The 20,094-nt window shown below is 47.4% G+C and carries 21 protein-coding genes; 10 read left to right on the plus strand and 11 right to left on the minus strand.

From position 1 onward, the window contains the following. Positions 1–328: 328 nt before the first annotated feature. Positions 329–3,244 (plus strand): collagenase, encoded by a 2,916-nt coding sequence (locus AB1L17_RS18945; protein ID WP_412846643.1) that lies wholly within the window; start codon positions 329–331, stop codon positions 3,242–3,244. A 65-nt stretch (positions 3,245–3,309) separates the two neighbouring features. Here AB1L17_RS18945 and AB1L17_RS18950 read toward each other — a convergent pair whose 3' ends face one another. The 6 genes from AB1L17_RS18950 to AB1L17_RS18975 form a co-directional block, all read right to left on the minus strand. Beyond that, on the minus strand, positions 3,310–4,101 hold the full coding sequence (locus AB1L17_RS18950; RefSeq protein WP_412846644.1) for a DUF4247 domain-containing protein: 792 nt from the start codon (positions 4,099–4,101) through the stop codon (positions 3,310–3,312). Positions 4,102–4,115: 14 nt separating this feature from the next. Then, complete coding sequence (locus tag AB1L17_RS18955) at positions 4,116–4,622, minus strand: DUF4178 domain-containing protein (RefSeq protein WP_412846645.1); 507 nt, start codon at positions 4,620–4,622, stop codon at positions 4,116–4,118. Between the two features lie 25 nt (positions 4,623–4,647). Beyond that, positions 4,648–5,052: a DUF350 domain-containing protein gene (locus tag AB1L17_RS18960; RefSeq protein ID WP_412846646.1), complete on the minus strand. Its 405-nt coding sequence runs from the start codon at positions 5,050–5,052 to the stop codon at positions 4,648–4,650. 195 nt (positions 5,053–5,247) lie between these two features. Further along, positions 5,248–5,913, minus strand: coding sequence for a PspA/IM30 family protein (locus AB1L17_RS18965; protein WP_412846647.1), 666 nt, complete (start codon positions 5,911–5,913; stop codon positions 5,248–5,250). A gap of 138 nt (positions 5,914–6,051) precedes the next feature. Then, complete coding sequence (locus AB1L17_RS18970) at positions 6,052–8,307, minus strand: type IA DNA topoisomerase (RefSeq protein ID WP_412846648.1); 2,256 nt, start codon at positions 8,305–8,307, stop codon at positions 6,052–6,054. Between the two features lie 90 nt (positions 8,308–8,397). Beyond that, the gene (locus AB1L17_RS18975; protein ID WP_412846649.1) at positions 8,398–9,516 is read right to left on the minus strand and encodes a DUF2515 domain-containing protein; all 1,119 of its coding nucleotides are present in this window, start codon (positions 9,514–9,516) and stop codon (positions 8,398–8,400) included. Here AB1L17_RS18975 and shc point away from each other — a divergent pair. Next, a complete protein-coding gene (gene shc, locus AB1L17_RS18980; protein WP_412846650.1) occupies positions 9,489–11,468 on the plus strand; it encodes a squalene--hopene cyclase in 1,980 nt (659 codons plus the stop codon). The two genes, AB1L17_RS18975 and shc, sit on opposite strands and share 28 nt — an antisense overlap. A 9-nt stretch (positions 11,469–11,477) precedes the next feature. Here the strand turns inward: shc and AB1L17_RS18985 are convergent, their stop codons facing one another. Further along, positions 11,478–11,675, minus strand: coding sequence for a spore germination protein GerPD (locus tag AB1L17_RS18985; RefSeq protein ID WP_412846651.1), 198 nt, complete (start codon positions 11,673–11,675; stop codon positions 11,478–11,480). 147 nt (positions 11,676–11,822) lie between these two features. Here AB1L17_RS18985 and AB1L17_RS18990 point away from each other — a divergent pair, with 147 nt between their 5' ends. Genes AB1L17_RS18990 through AB1L17_RS19015 form a run of 6 tightly spaced genes read left to right on the plus strand, consistent with a single transcriptional unit; the run spans position 11,823 to position 13,770 of the window. Further along, positions 11,823–12,074 carry a spore germination protein gene (locus tag AB1L17_RS18990; protein ID WP_412846652.1) on the plus strand — a complete coding sequence of 84 codons (252 nt, stop codon included), beginning with the start codon at positions 11,823–11,825 and terminating at the stop codon, positions 12,072–12,074. Further along, entirely contained in the window at positions 12,071–12,307 is a 237-nt protein-coding gene (locus AB1L17_RS18995; protein WP_412846653.1) for a spore germination protein GerPB, read from the plus strand. The genes AB1L17_RS18990 and AB1L17_RS18995 overlap by 4 nt, the downstream gene beginning before the upstream one ends. Positions 12,308–12,341: 34 nt before the next feature. Next, the gene (locus tag AB1L17_RS19000; RefSeq protein ID WP_412846654.1) at positions 12,342–12,956 is read left to right on the plus strand and encodes a spore germination protein GerPC; all 615 of its coding nucleotides are present in this window, start codon (positions 12,342–12,344) and stop codon (positions 12,954–12,956) included. Next, positions 12,953–13,144: a spore germination protein GerPD gene (locus tag AB1L17_RS19005; protein ID WP_412846655.1), complete on the plus strand. Its 192-nt coding sequence runs from the start codon at positions 12,953–12,955 to the stop codon at positions 13,142–13,144. The genes AB1L17_RS19000 and AB1L17_RS19005 overlap by 4 nt, the downstream gene beginning before the upstream one ends. A 14-nt stretch (positions 13,145–13,158) precedes the next feature. Next, positions 13,159–13,551: a spore germination protein GerPE gene (locus tag AB1L17_RS19010; protein WP_412846656.1), complete on the plus strand. Its 393-nt coding sequence runs from the start codon at positions 13,159–13,161 to the stop codon at positions 13,549–13,551. 3 nt (positions 13,552–13,554) lie between these two features. After that, positions 13,555–13,770 carry a spore germination protein gene (locus AB1L17_RS19015; RefSeq protein ID WP_412846657.1) on the plus strand — a complete coding sequence of 72 codons (216 nt, stop codon included), beginning with the start codon at positions 13,555–13,557 and terminating at the stop codon, positions 13,768–13,770. 86 nt (positions 13,771–13,856) lie between these two features. Here AB1L17_RS19015 and AB1L17_RS19020 read toward each other — a convergent pair whose 3' ends face one another. Then, positions 13,857–14,453 carry an Hsp20/alpha crystallin family protein gene (locus tag AB1L17_RS19020; RefSeq protein WP_412846658.1) on the minus strand — a complete coding sequence of 199 codons (597 nt, stop codon included), beginning with the start codon at positions 14,451–14,453 and terminating at the stop codon, positions 13,857–13,859. Positions 14,454–14,532: 79 nt separating this feature from the next. Beyond that, positions 14,533–15,894: an LCP family protein gene (locus tag AB1L17_RS19025; protein WP_412846659.1), complete on the minus strand. Its 1,362-nt coding sequence runs from the start codon at positions 15,892–15,894 to the stop codon at positions 14,533–14,535. Between the two features lie 238 nt (positions 15,895–16,132). Between AB1L17_RS19025 and AB1L17_RS19030 the strand changes: the two genes are divergently transcribed. Both AB1L17_RS19030 and AB1L17_RS19035 read left to right on the plus strand, forming a co-directional pair. Then, entirely contained in the window at positions 16,133–17,062 is a 930-nt protein-coding gene (locus AB1L17_RS19030) for an NAD(P)/FAD-dependent oxidoreductase (protein ID WP_412846660.1), read from the plus strand. An 18-nt stretch (positions 17,063–17,080) separates the two neighbouring features. After that, complete coding sequence (locus tag AB1L17_RS19035; protein WP_412846661.1) at positions 17,081–17,554, plus strand: NUDIX domain-containing protein; 474 nt, start codon at positions 17,081–17,083, stop codon at positions 17,552–17,554. 27 nt (positions 17,555–17,581) lie between these two features. Here AB1L17_RS19035 and AB1L17_RS19040 read toward each other — a convergent pair whose 3' ends face one another. Both AB1L17_RS19040 and AB1L17_RS19045 read right to left on the minus strand, forming a co-directional pair. Beyond that, complete coding sequence (locus AB1L17_RS19040; RefSeq protein ID WP_412846662.1) at positions 17,582–18,955, minus strand: MFS transporter; 1,374 nt, start codon at positions 18,953–18,955, stop codon at positions 17,582–17,584. A 15-nt stretch (positions 18,956–18,970) separates the two neighbouring features. Then, positions 18,971–20,089 carry a mandelate racemase/muconate lactonizing enzyme family protein gene (locus AB1L17_RS19045; RefSeq protein ID WP_412846706.1) on the minus strand — a complete coding sequence of 373 codons (1,119 nt, stop codon included), beginning with the start codon at positions 20,087–20,089 and terminating at the stop codon, positions 18,971–18,973. Between the last annotated feature and the right edge of the window lie 5 nt (positions 20,090–20,094).

The raw sequence follows: 20,094 nt of genomic DNA on the forward strand, positions 1-20,094 counted from the left end.
CCTCCGCCAACTTCGCCTATCTGATCCTTTCACCATGTCAATCATAGCCAATGCCGCTAACAAAGACTGTCGAATGCTGGATGCACATCCCTTCTTCTTTTGTCGATCAACGATCATGTTTTCGTCATCGGTTAACAAAAGTCGCCGTTTTTTCTTCCCTCCTTTCATACTTACAAAGCTGCTCCTCCACTCATGCTTTTCTTTTTGACGAATAGGAAGAAAGAGCTAATTTCCATCATCTTTTGTTTTATTTGTAAGCATTTTCATATTGGTTACCGATACTATAAAATGTTTAATTCTACTAATGACAAAGGGGTCAACATAAGAGATGAATCGTTCATGGATTAGTATGGTAACAGCAGGATCAATCGCCATTTCAACGGTAGCGACAGGTTTGCCACTAACAACGCAAGCCATAAGCACGCCGCCAAGCCCATCACAAGAGAGCAACGACTGGCAGATTGGCCATACTCCCGTGCAAGAAAAGATGTCAAAAAAACAATTCCGCCAAGCAGCTCAGCAGGAAAAGTACAGCATCTCGCATCTGAATAAATTGGACAATTCAGAGCTTGTTGAATTGTTGAAGACAATCAGTTGGACGCAAATCCCTGAGCTGTTTACCTATAACGATGACACCCAAGAATTTTATGAGGATCGGGAACGAGTTTCTGCCATCATCGATGCCTTGCAAGAGAGTGGCAAGAACTTCACCGAAGATGACGAGCAAGGCATACATACATTTGTAGAGGTTTTGCGTTCGGGGTATTACTTGGGGTACTACCATGATGGTTTAAAGTATTTGATGGAGCCAAAATATAAGCAAAAGATTATTCCAGCACTTCAAGCGATTACTTCCAATCAAAATTTCACATTAGGCACAAAGACCCAGAATGAAATCATCAATTCTACAGGAAAATTAATAAGCAACACGACTGTTGATCCAGAGACAATTGGCCTTCTGTCAAAAGTAATGGAGGAGTTTAACGATAATCGGGATAAGTGGTCAGATGATCGTGAAGCAAGCAATGCCTTTTACAGCGTCCTTCAAGGTGTTGGCTATGTTCTGATCTGGGGAGTAGATGATTCTGAAAGAGACGAGCTGGAAGGAAAAATAGACGCATTTCTTGACCCTATTTTTGACATGGCCGAAAATGGGGACACTTCCGCTGATCATGTATGGTTGACGAACAATACCTTGTACTACACGGGGAAATTAGGAAGCTATTACAGTGATCCAGACAAAGCAAATGAAATATTAACGAAAGCCATGAAAACGTATAAAAAGTGGAGCGAGCCATACTTCACTGCGGCTCAGCAAATTGAAGAGGTATATGGTGAGGATGCCAACGGGAAGAAAATCGACCTCGAAGAAATGAAAAAAGAAGGAAAAAAGCATTACCTTCCGCAGCAATTTACTTTTGATGATGGAGCGGTTGTGTTCAAAACGGGTGATCGACTAACAGAAGAACAGGTTGAGCGCTTGTATTGGGCATCCAAAGAAGTAAAGGCACAATTTCATCGTGTCATCGGCAATGACAAGGAGCTAGCGAGCGGTAATCCTGACGATGTACTTACTATTGTCATCTACAATACGCCTGATGAATATAAAATGAATCGCTTCTTGTACGGATACGATACAGATAATGGCGGCATCTACATCGAAGGTACCGGCACTTTCTTTACATACGACCGGACGATAGAACAGAGCATCTACAGTCTGGAAGAGTTGTTCCGCCATGAATTCGTACACTATTTGCAGGGCAGATATGAAGTGCCTGGCATGTGGGGGCAGGGAGAGATTTACGAGAACAGCCGCTTGCCCTGGTATGAAGAAGGTGGAGCTGAGTTTTACGCGGGTGCTACCCGTACAGAGGGCATCAAGCCTCGCAAGTCAGTGGTAGGCAATATTCGAAATGCAGCTCCTTATCTCGATTATACCGCTGCGGATATGATGCGCGCCAAATACGGAACCCTCGCATTTTACGACTACTCATTCGCGCTCCAGTACCACATGTTTAAGAATGACTTTGCTCGTTTGGATAAAATCAATGATACAATCCGTTCCAATGATGTGTCTGCTTACGATGATTTGATTGAGGAATTCAGCCGTGATCGAGCTCTAGAGCGTGGCTATCAAGACACCATCGAAGAATTGATTGATCAGCATGAAGAGTTAGATGTTCCTCTCGTTTCGGATGATTACTTACAAAAAATCGACGTGACGAGCAAAGAAGAAATTTATGGACAAATCGCCAAAGTAGCCTCTCTGACTGATGTGAAAACAGAAGAGAAGGATTCTGGTGATTTCCGAAGCTTTACGTTGCGTGGGGTATATACTGGAGGTGCCTCCCAAGGGGAATATCAAGATTGGCAAGAGATGAACCGCCTCGTAGATGGATTCCTCAAGGACTTATCCCACTTATCCTGGAATGGCTATGATACGGTAACCAGCTACTTCACGAATTATCGTACAACAAAAGATGGACGATTTACCTATGACGTCGTATTCCACGGGAAGCTGGCTCGGGAAGATGGACCAGAGACGGAGAATCCAACTTCTGACGAACCATCCATTTTATTGGGTAAGCAAATCACAAGTGTAGTCAATCCACAAAAGCCTAGTCAGACGTTCCGCCTGGATGTGACATCAGCAGAACAACTCCAAGTCGAGCTGGAAGCGACGCAAAAGGATGGCGTGGCGTGGCTTGTATTCCACGAGTCAGATAAACAGAACTACATTGCCTATCCAACGAAGCGTGAAGGCAACAAGCTGATCGGATCATTCGACGCGAAACCAGGAACCTACTATGTAACGGCTTATACAATCGATACCGCACAGGAGGAGCAAGGATTTACCTTATTGGTGAAACCTGAGGGTAGCCAGTCGGATCAAATCTTTCAAGAGATAGAGAGCAATGATTCCATCCAGCAGGCAAATGGACCATTGCCAATAGGGACAACCGTGTCAGGCGACTTGAAAGCGGAAGACTGGCAGGATATTTTTGCCTTGCAAGTTGATAATCCAGAAGACATACGTATTTCACTGAACCCTGGGCAAGGAAAAGGTGCGACTTGGATGCTATTCCATGAAGGAAATCCAGATCAGCCTGTGGCATACCCGCAAGAGACGGAGGGAAATCTGCAAAGCGCCCATTATCAAGTACAGCCCGGCCGTTACTACCTGTATGTGTACAAATATCAGAATGAAGATATTGTGTATACAGTAGAGACCAAGCAGCGTTAATCCACGGAACAGGAACACCCCCAAACGAGCAACAAAAATCGTTTGAGGGTGTTCTTTTCTTATAGTCATCGACGCTTTGTAATTCGCCCAGATCCCCCTACCTTCGTTCTTGGGGGCGATTTACTTTTCGGAGGGGAAAAGCTCGAGCGTTTTGATGAGACAGAACCACTGGACTTCGAAGATTGACTGTTGGAAGATCGAATGATTTTGCCCGAACTGCCACTCGACGACGAATCTCCCTGTTTTTTGAAAAGACTGCCGTCAGACCCTACCGAGCCATCCGCGTTCTTCGTATTACTCCGTTTGAAAATACTCCCCGTGCCTTCTTTTGTAATCGGCGGCGCTACTTTTTTGTCATCGGCAGTAGGCACGCGATACGTCCCGGAAGGCTTGTATATATCCTTGCTAGAGTAGCCACGATAGCTGCCCTTTGCGCTTTTCTTAAGACCGTCGAACAAATCATCCAGTACACTGGCTACCATGTATCCTTGCAAAAACGAAGAATCGTAGTTTTGCCGGACGTACTCTTTGCTGTCGACCTCGATCAACGTATCCGCAGGCTTGGCAGCGTCTTGCTGCAAATGGTATACCTCGTCTGGATAGATGAGGAACATATGCTGCGGATCTTCTTTGGAGATTTCATCCGGCGTATTCTGCTCCGCCAGCTCTAAGGCCACCTCCGGAACCGCCTTGCCTTCCGCACGGTATATACGTGATGACTGCCCGTTGTCCTTGGTTGAGACGGATTCAAGCGGATATGTCTCGCCAACCACAGGGCTTCCGCAGCCCGCCAGCGTAAGGAGGAACAACGCCGGAATCAAGAGGAGCTTGATTGATTTCATCCATGGATTTGGCATGTACTTGTCCCCTCCTATGTGCCGCGCAATACCTGCACGTCGGCTGGCAGAACACTCTCTCCCTCATAGAGCATGAAACGGCCATCCTGCCACTCGATTCGCAGCAGCTGGCGTTGATCAGATTGAAATTGCCAGATGTACTGCTCTCCTGACGTATGAAAAGGTGCCTTCCCCTCAACCTGAACGGCACCGCTATATTGCTCCTCCAAGTGGTAGGTCACATCGTCCATCTCGATCGTAGTAGGTACCTCATCGACTGAATCCAGTCGTCCGTCAATGACGCTGTACAGATGATAGACGGTCTTCTCCCGTTCCTCGATATAAAGATAACGAATGGCTGTTCCATCCTGAAGGGTAAGCATCGTAGCGTTGCGACTGGCATTGATCGCCTTCCCTGTTACTTGATAGGTAACGAGCGATACATCGACCACATCACCCGGTCCCACCGTCAGGATGCTCTTCTCCGGTGCGGGAGGCTCATGCTTGGCAAATATGTTTTGGATTCGCTTCATCAAACTCATGCTGTACTCCCTTCCCTTTCACGTCTTACAGACATGCAGCCAAAATCAAGGCACCCACGAGATGGAAGGAACCAGCCAACATGGCATGAGCCACTTTTCCTTCCTGCGTACCTTTTTCCAAGTCCAGTCCGGCCATGCTCTTCAACAACCATTCCACAATTCTCTCCAAAAGGAACAAAATGATAAACGAGACCACAGATACGAGCAGTGCTGTCCACAATAAATTGGAGGTCAAGATGGATTGTGATAAGATATATCCTTGTGCAAACAGCTTCATAACAAAACGAGTCGTGACCGCCATATTTCCGTTCTTGATTTCCGTGATGTCCTTGTATTTCGTAAACAGCGCATCCATCCACATCAAAACAAACAGTAAAATACCGCCGGCTCCTGTCCAAACCAGCATCGCTAGTACTTCCGTCCACGTCAAAGCGAATCACTCCACTTTCGTCAAGGTGTAAAGGGTGTAAAAAAACCTCTAATCGAGGCCAGCTCAAGGATGAGCGACCGCATTTTATCGGAAGGTTTTTATGCGCTCCGGAAAGTTTAAGACATGGTTGCTTTATCACTGTGAAGCACTTAATCTTTCCTACACGTTAAAAAAAGGGAAACCGCCTGTAGCGGTTTACCCCTCGTACTTTTTCATAAGTGCAGCCAGTTCGTCCTCGACGGCTTGATCCTTGTTGAGCTTCGCAATTTCTTCATCCAATGAGCTTGGTCTTTTGTATACCTCGCCACTTGCTTCTGCTTCTGCTTCCATTTGCAACGCTTTTTCTTCCATACGTTTCAGGCCAGCCATGGCAGAATTCGTGTCGAAGCCACCCATCGCCTGATTGATTGTCTTCTGTGCTTTTGCTGCATTGACGCGAGCGACTAACGTTTCGCGCTTGTTTTTCAGCTCGGTAATTTGTTTTTTCATCTCAGCCAGCTTGTCACGCAATCCATCTGCTGCCAGCTTGTTCTTCTCGTAGCTATCCTTGTATTCGTTCATTTTTTGCTCGGCGGCTTTCTTTTCCTCCAAGGCACGACGAGCCAAATCGATGTTCTGGGCTTGTGCTGCGATGTGAGCTTGCTCATCACGCTTTTTCACCAAGGCTTCCTGTTCTTCATACAGCACCTTGAATTTCTTTTCCAATGCAATTTGGGCGGCAACAGCTTTCTCCGCTTCGTTCAGGTCTTCTTGCATATCACGCAAATACTGGTCGGTCATTTTGATTGGATCTTCTGCTTTCTCAATCAATGCGTACAAATTGGACATGGTCAAATCACGAAGTCTTTTAAAAATGGACATGGATTGATTCCTCCTTAAGTACGTACCAGGTAGTTCGGCCTATATCGCCGTCCTTGCTATACTCATAATTACGATGATTACGCAAGTAAGTTTCAACAATTTATCATTGTAATGGCTCACCTTGCTGTTACCTGTGTTTCACTCGAAGGTAAGTTCGCCCGATTCTACATTTTTCAAAATTAGTTTTGCTTGAAATGGTGTTCCATCCTGACGTTCGAGCTTCATTTTACCCGTTTTGCCTTTCTCAATGAGTGCTTTAATCTGTGTATCCGTCAGCATACGCCCATAATTCTCTTTCCATATGACGAATTTACAGCCCACGTTGTAATTCGAACAACCGTAACCTTTTCGTCCCATGAAAATGGAGCCTCCGCAACCCGGTCGTGGACATTTGGTGATGATACTCGACGCTGTACCCGTGGTCTTTGCTGCCGTTTTTGACGAAGTCTTTGTTGTAGCATTCCTGGCACCTGATCTGCCTGTACTTCGCCCGCCAGCTCGTCCTCTTGTTTTCGAAGCTCCTTTCTGAGTGGTACTCTCGCTCTCAAACAAGGTTTTCTGTGCACGAGATTGTACACGAACCTTTTCTACGATCATCGTAGCGAATTTCTTCACATTCTCCATGAACTGACTATCAGAGGCGCTCCCTCGGGAAATTTCATTCAAACGCCGCTCCCAATGTCCCGTCATTTCAGGCGAGGTTAACAGTTCGATACCTGCTCCCCTGATCAATTCGATAACGGTACGGCCTTTTTGTGTGAGTAAAATTTTCTTTCCCTGCATTTCAACGTAACCGACTTTTTTGAGACGCTCAATGGTAGCTGCACGCGTTGCCGGTGTTCCAAGTCCTGATTCTTTCATCGCATCACGAAGTTCTTCATCCTCGATCTGCTTGCCTGCACTCTCCATCGCCTTGAGAAGCGTTCCTTCCGTATAATGCTTTGGCGGTTGAGTTTCTTTCTCCTTTACCAAGGCATCCGAGCAAACTACATGGGCATCAGGCAAAATGATAAAAGGCTCGTTTACTTCTATTTCTTCTTTCTCCTCTTCTTCTTTTAGCGCCCCTTTTGCGTTCCTGGGCTTTTCTTTCTTCTGATCGGCATAAATAATCTTCCACCCAAGGCTTTTGAGTTCTTTTACGGTTGTTTTGAACAATTCTTTTTCCACGTCGGTTATGACCGTATGCATCTTATATTCAGCCGGTGGATAGAACTGTGAAAGAAAGCGGCGAACGATCATATCGTACAGCTTTAGCTCATCTGGCGTAAGACCTGAAGCCCTACGATTGGTCGGCAGGATGGCATGGTGATCATCTACTTTTGCTGGATTACAAATAAATTTGTTGCCTTTATGGACCAAGCTACGGTTCGCACCCTTTACCAGGTCGTCATATCCTGTGCCCTGCAAGGACGACAAAGTGTTGTGCATTTCCGGAATATTTTGCTCTGTCACATAGTTGGAATTTGTCCTCGGATAAGAAATGACTTTATGCTTTTCATAGAGTGCCTGTGCTAAGTCGAGGGTTTTCTTGGCTGAAAAGCCGTACTTGCCATTGGCCTCACGTTGCAGCAATGTCAGATCATACAGCTTGAATGGATACTCCTTGGTATCTTTGACTTCATAGGATGCAATCCGTCCTTGTTTTCCTTTCACTTTACGAGCCAACATTTCGGCTTTAGATGGATCAGTAATGCGATCACCCTGCCAAATACCCTTGTACGCCACTTCTTTCTGGGAAAAATGACCCTCCACTTGAAAAAACGTAAGCGATGAGAAAGCTTCAATTTGCTTCTGTCGATCATAAATGAGCGCTAGGACAGGCGTCTGAACTCGTCCTACCGAAAGGAGCACGTTATGCTTGGTCGTGAATGCACGTGAGCCGTTCATTCCAATTAGCCAATCTGCTTCACTGCGAGCTTTTGCAGCTCTCGTTAAGTTTTCATAGGCTGCGGCATCTTTCATTTCCGCAAAGCCTTTCCTGATTGTTTCAGGTGTCAAGTCCGAGATCCACAGTCTTTTCACGGAATGCTTCAGCTTTAGATGCCTTTGAATGAGTGAAAAAATGTGTTGACCTTCCCTCCCGGCATCGCAGGCATTGATCAGCAAATTGCTTCGTTTAGCCAACTGGGCTATGATTTTCAGTTGGTCTATGGTTTTCCTGTTGGGAACTAGCTTGAATGGATCAGGAATGATAGGAAGATCATTGATGTTCCATTTTTTATATTTATCGTCGTACGCATCCGGTTCTGCCAGTTCAATCAAGTGCCCGATTGCCCACGTAATAATGTAATTTTCACCTTCTAAATAGGTACGGTGATTTTTTGCTTTAGGATCTATTGCGGCGGCAATATTTCGTCCCATGTCAGGTTTCTCCGCAATAATTAATGTCTTCAACTGGTTATCGCTCCTTAAAAAACTCTCTAAGCAAATGTAGTGCATACATACTTCTTTGAAAAACTAGATTCCTATCTATTTTACTACAAGTTAGCCCAGTATTCTCGTTCTTGCTACGACTGCCCATTCGATTTTTTCCAATGCCAGGCAATACGCGTCTCTCATTTCAGCAGCATGGACTGTTTCATCCGTACGAGTCAGCTCACGCCATACGTCGTTCTTGTCTTTGTGCCAATCCAACACCTTTGGCAACTCATGATGGCTAGGCTTCCAAGCTTGTCGCAGAGTAGGGGAAAACAGCCGCTTCGCCCCGGACCGCAGCTGACAATTCTTCAATTTTACCTGATAGGGCTTGCCCGGAACTGTATCATTCACATCGTGAAAAAGATGGGGCCAGTAATCTTTTCGCGACCCTGTATGTGGCTGTTGCAATGCCCAGGCGTACGCAGCCTCCTGTCTATTTGTCTCACCGAACAATAGACTGTAGAGCCTTTTTCCTAAGCTGATTCTCTCTGGTAATGAGGCAAAATGAAACACTCGCTCACCCGCAAGCTGTAAAGAGCCCGCCCCATTATAAGGAAACAGGATCATATTCAGCTGCAAGAGCTCCTGCAGGGCAAACGGGATTGTACGAACAACTGAATTTTGATAGACCGGATCTTTCATGATCTGTTCTTCCAAGTAGTTTTGTTCATTGATGATCAAACCGATAGCGAGCAGCTGCTTATCGCTGGTCTTCCAGAAATGATTCCAAATCGCAACCATAAAAGTAGAGACATGCAGATGAGGCAGTAAGTAAAAAAGGTTGGTCTGTCGCCTTACACTCTCTTCATACAGTAACAATTGAGGGTACGCATCGTGAAAAATCAACCAGTTTGCCCGCTCCAAAAACGAGAAATAATCCTGCTGCTCTTTTGCCGGAAGCAACCGGGGTAGCCATTCTCCCCGCAAATCGGTCATGTTCCACCCTGCATTACGCGATACGAGATGAGCTAATAGGGCCCAATGAATTTGTTTGTGCTTTTGATAAAACGACAAGTATGCGCGCGTTCTGTCCATGTTGTCACGGTTGTGTGCGAGCGTCTCCTGCCTGATCCGCTCTACCGTCTTTTGATCTTGTGCCCGCAATGGTGCTGTCGCCGTACGGACTCTCCCCAAATTCATGGCAAGCGGCAGACGAGATGCGTATTGGTACCACTGTACACCCATCAATCATCTTCCTCTCTTCCTTACGCGCCGGATTTTATCGGGAGGTGAATGAGTTGCGCGAAGTCCAGCAAGAAATCAACCGCATTCAATCCTTTTTGCTACAGCGTCAGCAAGAGGATGGCTCCTGGCGCTTTTGTCTGGAAAGCTCACCGATGACAGATTCTCACATGATCATCCTATTGCGCACATTGGGTATTCATGATGAGCGTTTGATGGAGAAGCTCGCAGCTCACATCCAGGCTAACCAATACGATAATGGGGCATGGAAGCTGTATCCTGACGAGCACGAGGGCAATCTGTCTACGACGATTGATTCGTATTACGCCCTGCTGTTGACCGGTAAATACGCGAAAAACGAACCAAGAATGGTCCTGGCTCGCTCGTTCATTTTGGAAAAGGGTGGACTTGCGCAAGCGAACATGCTGACCAAATTTGCTACAGCCTTGACTGGCCAATACCAATGGCCGCCCCATTTTCTTGTTCCTGTAGAAATTGCGCTCTTGCACCCGAGCTTCCCGATCAGCTTTTACGATTTCGTCGGGTACGCGCGTGTCCATCTCGCACCGATGATGATTGTGGCTGATCGCAAATATGTAAAAAAACCTGAGCCTGCACCCGACTTGTCCGATCTATACGCCGATCCCCCTATCTCTCGCAGTCTTTATCCGCATCGAATTCTTGAGAATTTCCTCAAGGACGGGCAGTCTTTCCTCGCCTCCATCCACGATTCTCTCCTTCGCCTTCCCTTTTTACCCGGACAGCTGCACACGCTCGCCCTTCAACGCCTCGAACAGTACATCCTGGCGCGAATTGAGCCAGACGGGACCCTGTACAATTATTCAACCTCCACCTTCCTCATGATATTTGCTCTGCTCGCACGCGGATATTCCCCGACAGACCCTAGAATCCAAAAAGCAATCCAAGGGCTCAAAAATAGTGTCTACGAGTATGAAAACGGCGCACACTTGCAGCTAGCCACTTCAGCCGTCTGGGACACAGCACTATTGGCCACTACTTTGCAAAAAAGCGGACTACCTCCCGCCCATTCCACCATTCAAAGAGCAAACCGCTACCTTCTCCAAAAGCAGCAGCATACGTACGGTGACTGGAAAATCCGCAATCCTAGAGGTAAGCCTGGCGGTTGGGGCTTTTCTGACTACAACACGATGAACCCGGATATTGATGACACGACGGCTACACTGCGTTCTATACGCCAGCTCGCACGTACGGATAGAACGGCTGCCGAAGCCTGGAATCGCGGTCTCGACTGGTTATTATCCATGCAAAATACCGATGGGGGCTGGCCTGCTTTTGAAAGAAACACAGACGCTGATTTCATTCGCCAACTGCCCATAGAAGGAGCCGATACCGTCAGTACAGATCCGTCCTCGGCCGATTTGACAGGGCGGACCTTAGAATTCCTCGGAAATTATGCCGGGCGAACACTGACTGACCCCCATGTGGAAAAAGGAGTCCGCTGGCTTCTCACGCATCAAGAAGCAAACGGCTCCTGGTATGGACGATGGGGAATTGCCTACCTGTACGGCACATGGGCTGCAATTACCGGGCTGATGGCGGTTGGCTTTTCCGCTACCGATCCTGCCATCCTAAAAGCGGTTGCGTGGCTGGTTTCCAATCAAAACCCCGACGGTGGCTGGGGGGAATCATGCCAAAGCGACCAGAAAAAAACGTACGTCCCCCTCGGCGCAAGCACTCCTTCGCAGACCGCATGGGCAATCGATGCACTGATAACCGTGTCACCAAAGCCGACCGCAGAGCTTCAACGAGGGATTCATTATTTGCTCACTCACAATCAAGCAAATGACTGGACGACTCGCTACCCGACGGGCGGGGGACGTCCGGGCGGCACTTACTTTGCTTATCACAGCTATCGTTGGATTTGGCCGTTGCAGGCACTCAGCCATTATCAGACCAAATACGCTAACATGTAAAAAACACCATTACCCTCTGCGCAAACCAAGATCTAACGGCGCAAGAGGAACCTGGGGTGAATAAACCACGGCATGTGGTGGCGTATCAAAAATTGAGTAGCAGGACAGGACATCGGTGTCCCCAATCAGCACAATCGACGACTGAGACACGCCACCAAAGCTGAGATCACCGACGTCTATTTTTTTATTCGTCACCTTCATATTCATGGAACTTTTTCTCCTTTTCCTAAAACTCGCGCCTTTCCATACATCTTATGCATCACGCACTTATTCGGTCGCAAAAACAGGTATGAACACCCAATGGCCTACGACATACAATACAAAGAGGATCTCTCCCAAAAGGATGTGCCGAACATGCCAGCATTCGTTGGAGTCATCAATGTAAACAACGTGGGCGGCGTTTTCAATGTAGGAGACGTCCGTAAAATTGCACCTACCACTTATGCCAAAACCTTCGCGGGTGGAGGATCATTCAATTCAGGTACCAATCTGTCCTTTAAAATTCCACGAAGCGTCGTCTACATCAATGAACAATCCGATAATGACATACCTCTTTTTGTAGAAGAAACGAACGATTACAGGGCAAAGGGACGAGATTTCGCATGAACTTTTTTGTTACGCAACACATCGTAATCAATTCGCTTAAGATCGAAGGCATAAGCAACTCTTCGGTGTGCCAAATAGGCAGCGCAGGGATTATCAAGCCCGTATCCAAGCTATACAACACCGGAGGATACACGGAGCCAGCTCCACAGGTGGGTCCTCTCCCCGAAAGAGCAGCGGAAGAATTCGTGCCCCTCATTCCATTGGTTCAGCCCTCTCCCTCGCGGATTCGCTAACCCGCTTTATGCTAGATGAAGAAGGATGGTCGTCATGTACATGGATTCCGAAATGATGCAGTATTTTCAACAGTTACATGACTATATACAATTGCAAAACAAAAAGATCGAGAAGATGAAGCAAATGCTCGAACAGCTGCAGCAAGATGTAAATGATCTCAAGGAAAAACAGATTCCTTCTGTTATCAAGAACGAGTACAAATTCGATCTCTTAAAGGTTGAGCGACTGGAAGGAACTCTCAATATCGGCTTAAATCCGAAAGGGAATGATGCTGGAATCGGTGATTTTTCTATTAATCAGTCGATGGACGTCCCTAATCCGCACCAAAGCAATGCCCCTCTTTTTGACCGTGTCCAGAAAGAAATTTATCAATACTTGGAGACAGATGCCTACCACGTTCTTGAAAAAATCGAAACAGAGTGCAACTATCCACTCGATAATAATTATCGAGCCTTTATCTTGGATGACATTAAAAAGCAGATCGATCAACGGATTAAGCATTACCTCAGCGAGCTGCCTACCGGTGAACTAGAACCAGAGCAGCTCGATGTACTCGTACAAAACACAGTCCAAAAGGTCAAACGGGATATCGACAAGACCTGCGAAACATTCGTGAAAAATTTGCCTCGTGAGGTGAACGAACCATGATGAGGTATCAAGTGATAAATGAAGCCATTTGTGTAAAGAAGGTTTCCGTCGTTGCCCTTTCTTCTGCCGCATCCTTGTTTATCGGAGACACACAGACGGTAGACCTCAGAGCGATTTATGAAACCCCGCCCGAAAAAATGATTGTCGGCGCCACGATCCCGATTGATACTGCACTGCCTGCTTCATAAGGAGGGTTGTCACCATGTACCGAAGAACCAGTCATGTCCGTAAGCTGGATGTCCTCTCGGTCGATACCTCATCTGTGCTGCAAATAGGTGATTCCCGACAGATTGATTCCGTCTCGAACATTTTGGCCGTCCAACGTGAACAAGCCATCTTCTATGAGAATGAATTTATGTTCGAGGATTTCTCGGTCTTTTCCGTTCCTTTAACTCCCCCTAGTCTCTTTGAACCGCTTTGTATCGATACGTTCCACGACTGTCCGTACATTTTCATTCGAAAAGTGGAAGTTCCTTTCGTAGCAGGAGCGTCTGTCGTCCACATAGGCTCAAACGAGTCTATTTCACTAGAAACTCGGGTCGTAAATATTCGCCACCTGCTTAGAGATGATCCAACCACTAGTGGGAGGGGATAGGCTGTGCCTTCCGTCATTGGAGCTGTCAATATTAATAGTAACTCGGGTACGGTAAACTTTGGGGACACGCTCAATATTTCTCCAAAAACGGCCGCCAAGCAATTCTCCGGTTCAGGAGGTGGCAACACTGGTAACGTGGTTAATACGCTCAATGGTGTCAATGCTACCAATACATTAGACCCCAATGTCGTCGATCAACCGATGTTCGGGAACATCTAATCTTCGCAGTGTTAATGTGTTTTCATTGACACTGTTTTTATTTTGGAATGGACAAAACAAAAAGGAGGCACTCAGCCTCCTCCCCTTTACAAGCTCGCTTTAAAAGTGGTTTTCCTTTCGTTTGCAGCCTGATCTCGCATCAAAAATATTTCTAGCAAGCCATCTTGATATTGGGCTTTCATTCCTTTTGAACTGACTGAAACCGGGAGAGCCAGCTTGCGATAAACGGGGCCGCAGCTTCTTTCCAGCTGTGTGCAAAACCCTTTGTGCCCACTTTCTTTGATGATTCCTTTGATTTCCAGACAGCGTTGTTCGGTGAGGGTAACCTCCAGACTCTCTCGGTCGAAGCCCGGCAGCTCACAGGATACAATGACCATCTGCTCTGATTGAATGATATCCGCGAGAAAAGACCCATTCGTTTCTTCTACCTGAACGAAACGCAACGGTTTTTCCTTCGCTTTTTTTTTGCCTTTTTTGACAGGAGGTACATTTGGTGCAGCTGCTGCGGCTGTCTTTTGTGCTGCTTGCTTGTTTATCGTAGCGATATTTTCCCAAAAGCTCGTATCCAGCACCTGTCCCATCTGACTCAATGCTTTCCACGGATGATCCGGGTCAAAGCCGAGCTTGGACAGACTCTCTGATGCTTTTTGCAGCTGCTTCATGGTCTCTTGCAAATTTTTCAACGCTTCCGCACTCCCTTCCCAGGACAGGTAAAGCTGTTTGTATAGTATATGTACGATTGCCTGGGGGGTGTGCTCAAGATCATCCTGTTTGCCCGGTGTTTGCACTGTCCGTCACGGGTGCAGGCGGTGCCAAAATATCGGGTGGTGGCATATTACTGTCTGTCGGCTCAGGATTATCTTCGACACTGCTATCTGGTACAGTCGGTGGCGGCACGGGTTCCTGTGCCGGTTCGGACGCCGGATCAGGTGATGGTGCTGGAGCTGGTTTAGGTGTTTTCGGCTGCTCCTTTATGCCCGTCGTTGGCTTTGGCTTCGGAGCTGTTGTTCTCTTCTCCGTTTTCATTTCGATCTTGGCTACTTCCGCAACAGCCGCATTGCTGAGCTGGTCACTTGGTCCTGTTACACCCAATTCGGTTTGCAGGGCAGTTCGAACGGCTTGCATGTTCTCCCTCGGCCACAAGGAATACGGAGAACTCCAGATCGCGCCATTATCCAACGTAACGATGTTGCTTGACGAAAAGCTGGCAAAATCGATTGCCAATCCTTTTATTTGATCTTTCGAGAGATCGGTTTTGATATGCTGACCAACCGTATCTAGCACAGCTGTCAAGCTCGCTATTCCATCCATGGACATGCTCTTTTCGGCCACGGCACGGATTACCTGCTGCTGCCTGCGATTGCGATCGAAGTCGCTCGAGTTGTAAGCGTCTCCACGTCTGTCGATGCGATGGCGGACAAAGCCGAGTGCCTGCTCTCCGTTCAATACTTGCTTTCCTTTTTTCAAACTACGGTATACGCCTTGCTTCGGCAGCTCGTATACGAGATCGCGATCGACGTCAACCGTAATGCCGCCAAGCTTGTCAATGACCGCTGTGAAGCCCTCAAAGTCAAGCTGCACGTAATGCTCGACAGAGATTCCCAACATGTGATCCAATGTTTTTTTGAGCATCGTCATGCCATTTTCTGTGACGGGCTTCCCTTTCATTTCTGCTTCTTTCCTGATATTTTCCCCTAATGCAAATACTTCATTGACCTTGTGGTAGCCTGGATAGCCTGGGATTTGAACGCGTGTATCACGAGGCAGCGATACCATGCTCAGCTTTTGCGTAACCGGATTGGCGACTGCTGCGACGAGGACATCCGTGTTTAACATGCCGATGTTTTTGCGCGTATCCACCCCGACGATGACAAAAGCCAGTGATTTCTTCTGTTCGTACGGTTTCTCTACAGTTGGTTGATCCGGTAGCTTGTAAGGGTCTTCCGTTACGACGTCCAGTGTCTGGTCTACCTTGTTGAGGGCGAAGCCTGCTCCTACGGCCAACAAACAGAGGAATAAGCAACCCGCCAAGAGCAGATACATCCGCTTGCTTCGCTGACCACGCTTTTTCCGTTTATGTGGCTGTTTTGCAGGAGCTTGAGGTTTGTCATTCTTAGCTTGCACGTTCGGTTCACTCCTTTTAAAAATCACGGGGTCCATAGTGCTTTGGGCTTCTCATTTTTCATTATATTCTGGAAAACTTTCGTCCCATTTTACCACAATATGCCGCTAAAATGTAGAATCCTGCCGATTCCACTCGAAGTGTTTTCCATGAGGGTTCTTGCACTTGTGTATCGAAACAGGTAGTCTAAAACAGAGGAAAAATCGGATAGATGAATAAGGGAATCGGAGGGACTTGAGAGTGGAACACGTACAGGTGCTGATCGCAGGTGGCGGCATCGCAGGGTTGTCCGCAGCAATATGGTGCCAACGATTAGGGTTATCTTGTCTTCTTATTGAAAAAACGGATCAACTCGGGGGACAATTGCATCACATTTACAACGAGATTACCGACTTCCCGCCCCTTGTATACACTCAGGGAGCTGCCATCGTAAAGGAACTGATCGCGCATCCTTTCATCCAGCAGCAGAACATACGCGTAAACGAAGCGATTCTTTCCATTGATCGCAAAGCCAAGCAAGTCGTCACTTCGAAATCGGTTTACCGCGTCGATTATGTACTCATTGCCACAGGTGTTAGCTCGAATGAAATACCTGGCCTTGCTGAATGTCCGAGCGTCCTGTCGCCTTGGTTCTCAACTACAGCCCATGCGCACACGATCGCGGGGCAAGATATCGCCGTCATTGGCGGAGGAGATCGCGCACTAGAGAGTGCAGCCAATTTGAGCTCGCATGCCCGACGAGTCTATTTATTGGTTCGGAGCAGTCATTTGCGTGCTCGTCCCGAATGGCAAAAGAAAATTACGGGGCTGTCAAACCTCGATGTACTCTGGGACACACAGGTGGGTGACTATGATGAGCAAGAGGGACGTACTCTTCTGACTCTCACTTCCACACGTGCTGACAATCCGCAAGCCATCGTAGTGGACTGGGTTCTGCCGCGAATCGGCGTTCATGGAAACATTGCGGGCCTTGAAGGCTTTAATACGTATGGCGATGACTATTTGCAAACGGATTCGGATCAGCGAGTCCACTCACCGTGGATATATGCAATCGGAGATGTGAGCAACGGTGCCGCTTATGCCAGTTTGTCGCTGGCAGTTGGTCAAGCGATGAGAGCGATCAAACATATTTCCTTGCAAATTCAAAACAATGGATCAATGAGCCTGTAGAGATAAGGAGAGCTTTACATGTACGCTTTTTTCGACGATTTTGGCTTACCTGTCAAGCTAACCTTTTCCCCCGATGAGTATCGTAACCACCAAGCAGGTCACGTGCTGATCTTCGCCTTTTATCAAGGAAAGCTGTTATTTACCCGTCATCGTACACGGGGTGTGGAGCTACCCGGGGGGAAAGTAGAAACGGGCGAAAACAGCCTCGCTGCGGCAGTTCGTGAAGTCTACGAAGAAACCGGAGCCATTCTGGAAGGGATTGAGCGAATCGGGCAGTACACCATCCAGGACTCGATGCGAAAAGACATTTATGTCGCAAAGGTTTCTCACTATGCCAGCCAGCCAAGCGGCGCAGATGTACTGGAAACAATCGTGTTTGCGGATATCCCGCGGGAAGTAAAAGGCAATACGGAGTTTAGCCGTATTCTGCAAGACGATGTTTATCCGCTTGCACTCGAAGAAGCTCTGCGTCACCCCTTCTCTGGGGCCTAAAAACAATAAACAGGCTTGGCTGCCTGTTTATTGTTTTTCTTTTTCTTTTTTCCCCGACAGAACACGTTTGACGAGCTCATTTGGATCGAAGCCGTACTTCTCGATTGCTCTCTCTCGTTGTACCTCATGTACCGTCTCTCGTTCGATACCCAGTACTTCTGATATTTGTCGCCAAGCTTGTGTCTCACTTTCTTTTGTCCCCTGCCCTTGCTGCTCGGCTTGCTTGGGCTTCAAGAAGAAGATGGCAACCACAGCGAATACAAAAGATAGACCTGCAATGGACGTAAACATGACCGTTCTAGAAATCCCAAGCAACCACGTAAAAATCGGAGGTCCGATCGCAACACCGATAAAGCGGACACCACTATACAAAGAAGTAATCATGCCCCGCTCTGTTTTTTGTACCGCCCCGACGATCATGGAATTCAAGCACGGTAAGATCATCCCCGTGCCGACGCTGCCGATGATCAAAATACCGATGAGCACATAAGCTCCCTTGACAAAGCTGGCCAGAACATAAGAGGTAGCGAGCAAGAACATACCGATAATCACAAACAGACGCATGAGCTTTAGCTTCTTTTTGATGATAATCCCCGTCACATATGCCGCAATACTCATCACGAGCAACGGAATCGCCAAAATACCGCCTTTGATAACGCCATCAATCTTGTATTTTTCTTCCAACAAATCAGACAGGTAAAATAAGACACCAAACAGCGTGAACAGACAGATGCTCCCAATAAAAAACGCGGGGACAAGCCATTTTCCATGCTGCTTAAAAACTTGCGCAATCGAGTGCAAGTATTGCTTGACTGGGAGTGGCTTCCTTTCCTGTTTCTTTTCTTTGGTCAAAAATAAGAACATGAGGAGCACGACCCCGCATATAATCGGAAAGGCCAAAAAGACCATGTACCAAGAGATAAGGGCAAGTAAGGAGCCAATAATCGGACTTAGCACTTTTCCCATGCCGTTTGATGTCTCCAAGAGTCCTAATGCTCTGCTCTCTGAAGCGCCATCAAATAGGTCCCCTACCAAAGCCATGGCGATTGGGGCTGTCCCAGCTGCCCCAATGCCCTGTAATACGCGTCCCCCCATGATCGCCATATACGGCTGGTCAAGCCACAACGCAGCAAGCCCCGCTACCAAGCCACCTAGGCCATACAAGGAAAGAGAGAAGATAATGACAATCTTTCTCCCGAATCGATCTGACAAGTAACCGGCAAAAGGGATGACGATACCCGCCGCAATCGAAAATGCTGTAATCAATAAGCTCGTCTGTAAAGTGGTGAGCTTCATTTCCGATTTCATTGTGGGCAGTACCGGGATCAGCATCGAATTGCCGAGTACCATGACTAATGGAACCCCGACAAGCCCAATTAGGTTTTTCGCATTTTGTGCCATACGAAACTCCTTGTCTTACGCATAAGCGCTGCCGTCCCAGCGCATCGCGTTAATAATCTCCCAATCAGGCTCGATGCCAATTCCCACACCAGTAGGAAGCGTCACTGTGCCATTTTTGGGTACCAGCGAAAACAGCTGTGTAAAGGGATTCTCCATGACGTCCCATTCTACGGGCTCAATTGGATCACGATCCATCTTGGTCCAAGCCAGCAAGCACGCCTGCGAAAATAACGTGTACAGTCTTGCCAACGAGCCGTCAAAGGAATGGGGAGACACACGATATCCAAACTGACGGGCCATTTGCAGATGAGTGCGATAATCGTCAATGCCTCCTGTATGCATCAGATCAGGCTGAGCAATATCTATTGCTCCTCCCTTATACAAGGGCAAAAACTGGGCACAACGGATCAAATTTTCTCCACCAGCAAGCGGGATAGATAAGGAAGCACGAAGCTTGACGTACTCTTGCGTGCGATCCATAGGCATTGGCTCCTCCAGCCAGAGCCAGTTGGCATAACGTGAAAAAAGGCCTTCCCATTTCCGCGCTGTTGCACAGTCGTAGCTCTGATTGGCATCTACCGCTACTTGAACATCATTAGGAAGCATGCTCATCATTTTTTCAATATGCGTCTGATCCTCTTGAACCGAACGTCCACCAATTTTTACTTTCACCATCTTGAAGCCATCATCTACCTGCTGACTCACTTGTTTCCACGACTGCTGCATCCAATCTTCTTTTTCCCGGTAGGATTGGAGGGAGGCATAGACCGGGATGCTGGAATGAATTTGGCCTCCCCACAGCTGGCAAACGGATAGCCCAGCGGCTTTTGCCATTATTTCCGTGAGTGCCATGCTAACACCGGAAGCCGAGCGCTGATGCCACTTCCCAATGACATCGACGATGGCTACCCTGTTATCCACCTGCTTCCCCAGCAAGTATGGAATAATCCGCTCAGCAAACCCTTTATGAAGCGTCGGTAGCCAATCGATGATTTCTCCCCAGCCATCTATCCCAGATCGCGTGATGATCCGGATCAGATAGGTAGTTCGATAACGCTTATAGCCATTTGCATCCCCGTAAGCTTCAGATAGACGGTGAAGAAGTGGATAAGTTTCCACTCGCTCAATTTGCAGGTCTG

This window comes from Brevibacillus jepli, from assembly GCF_047229145.1.
GTDB lineage: Bacteria > Bacillota > Bacilli > Brevibacillales > Brevibacillaceae > Brevibacillus.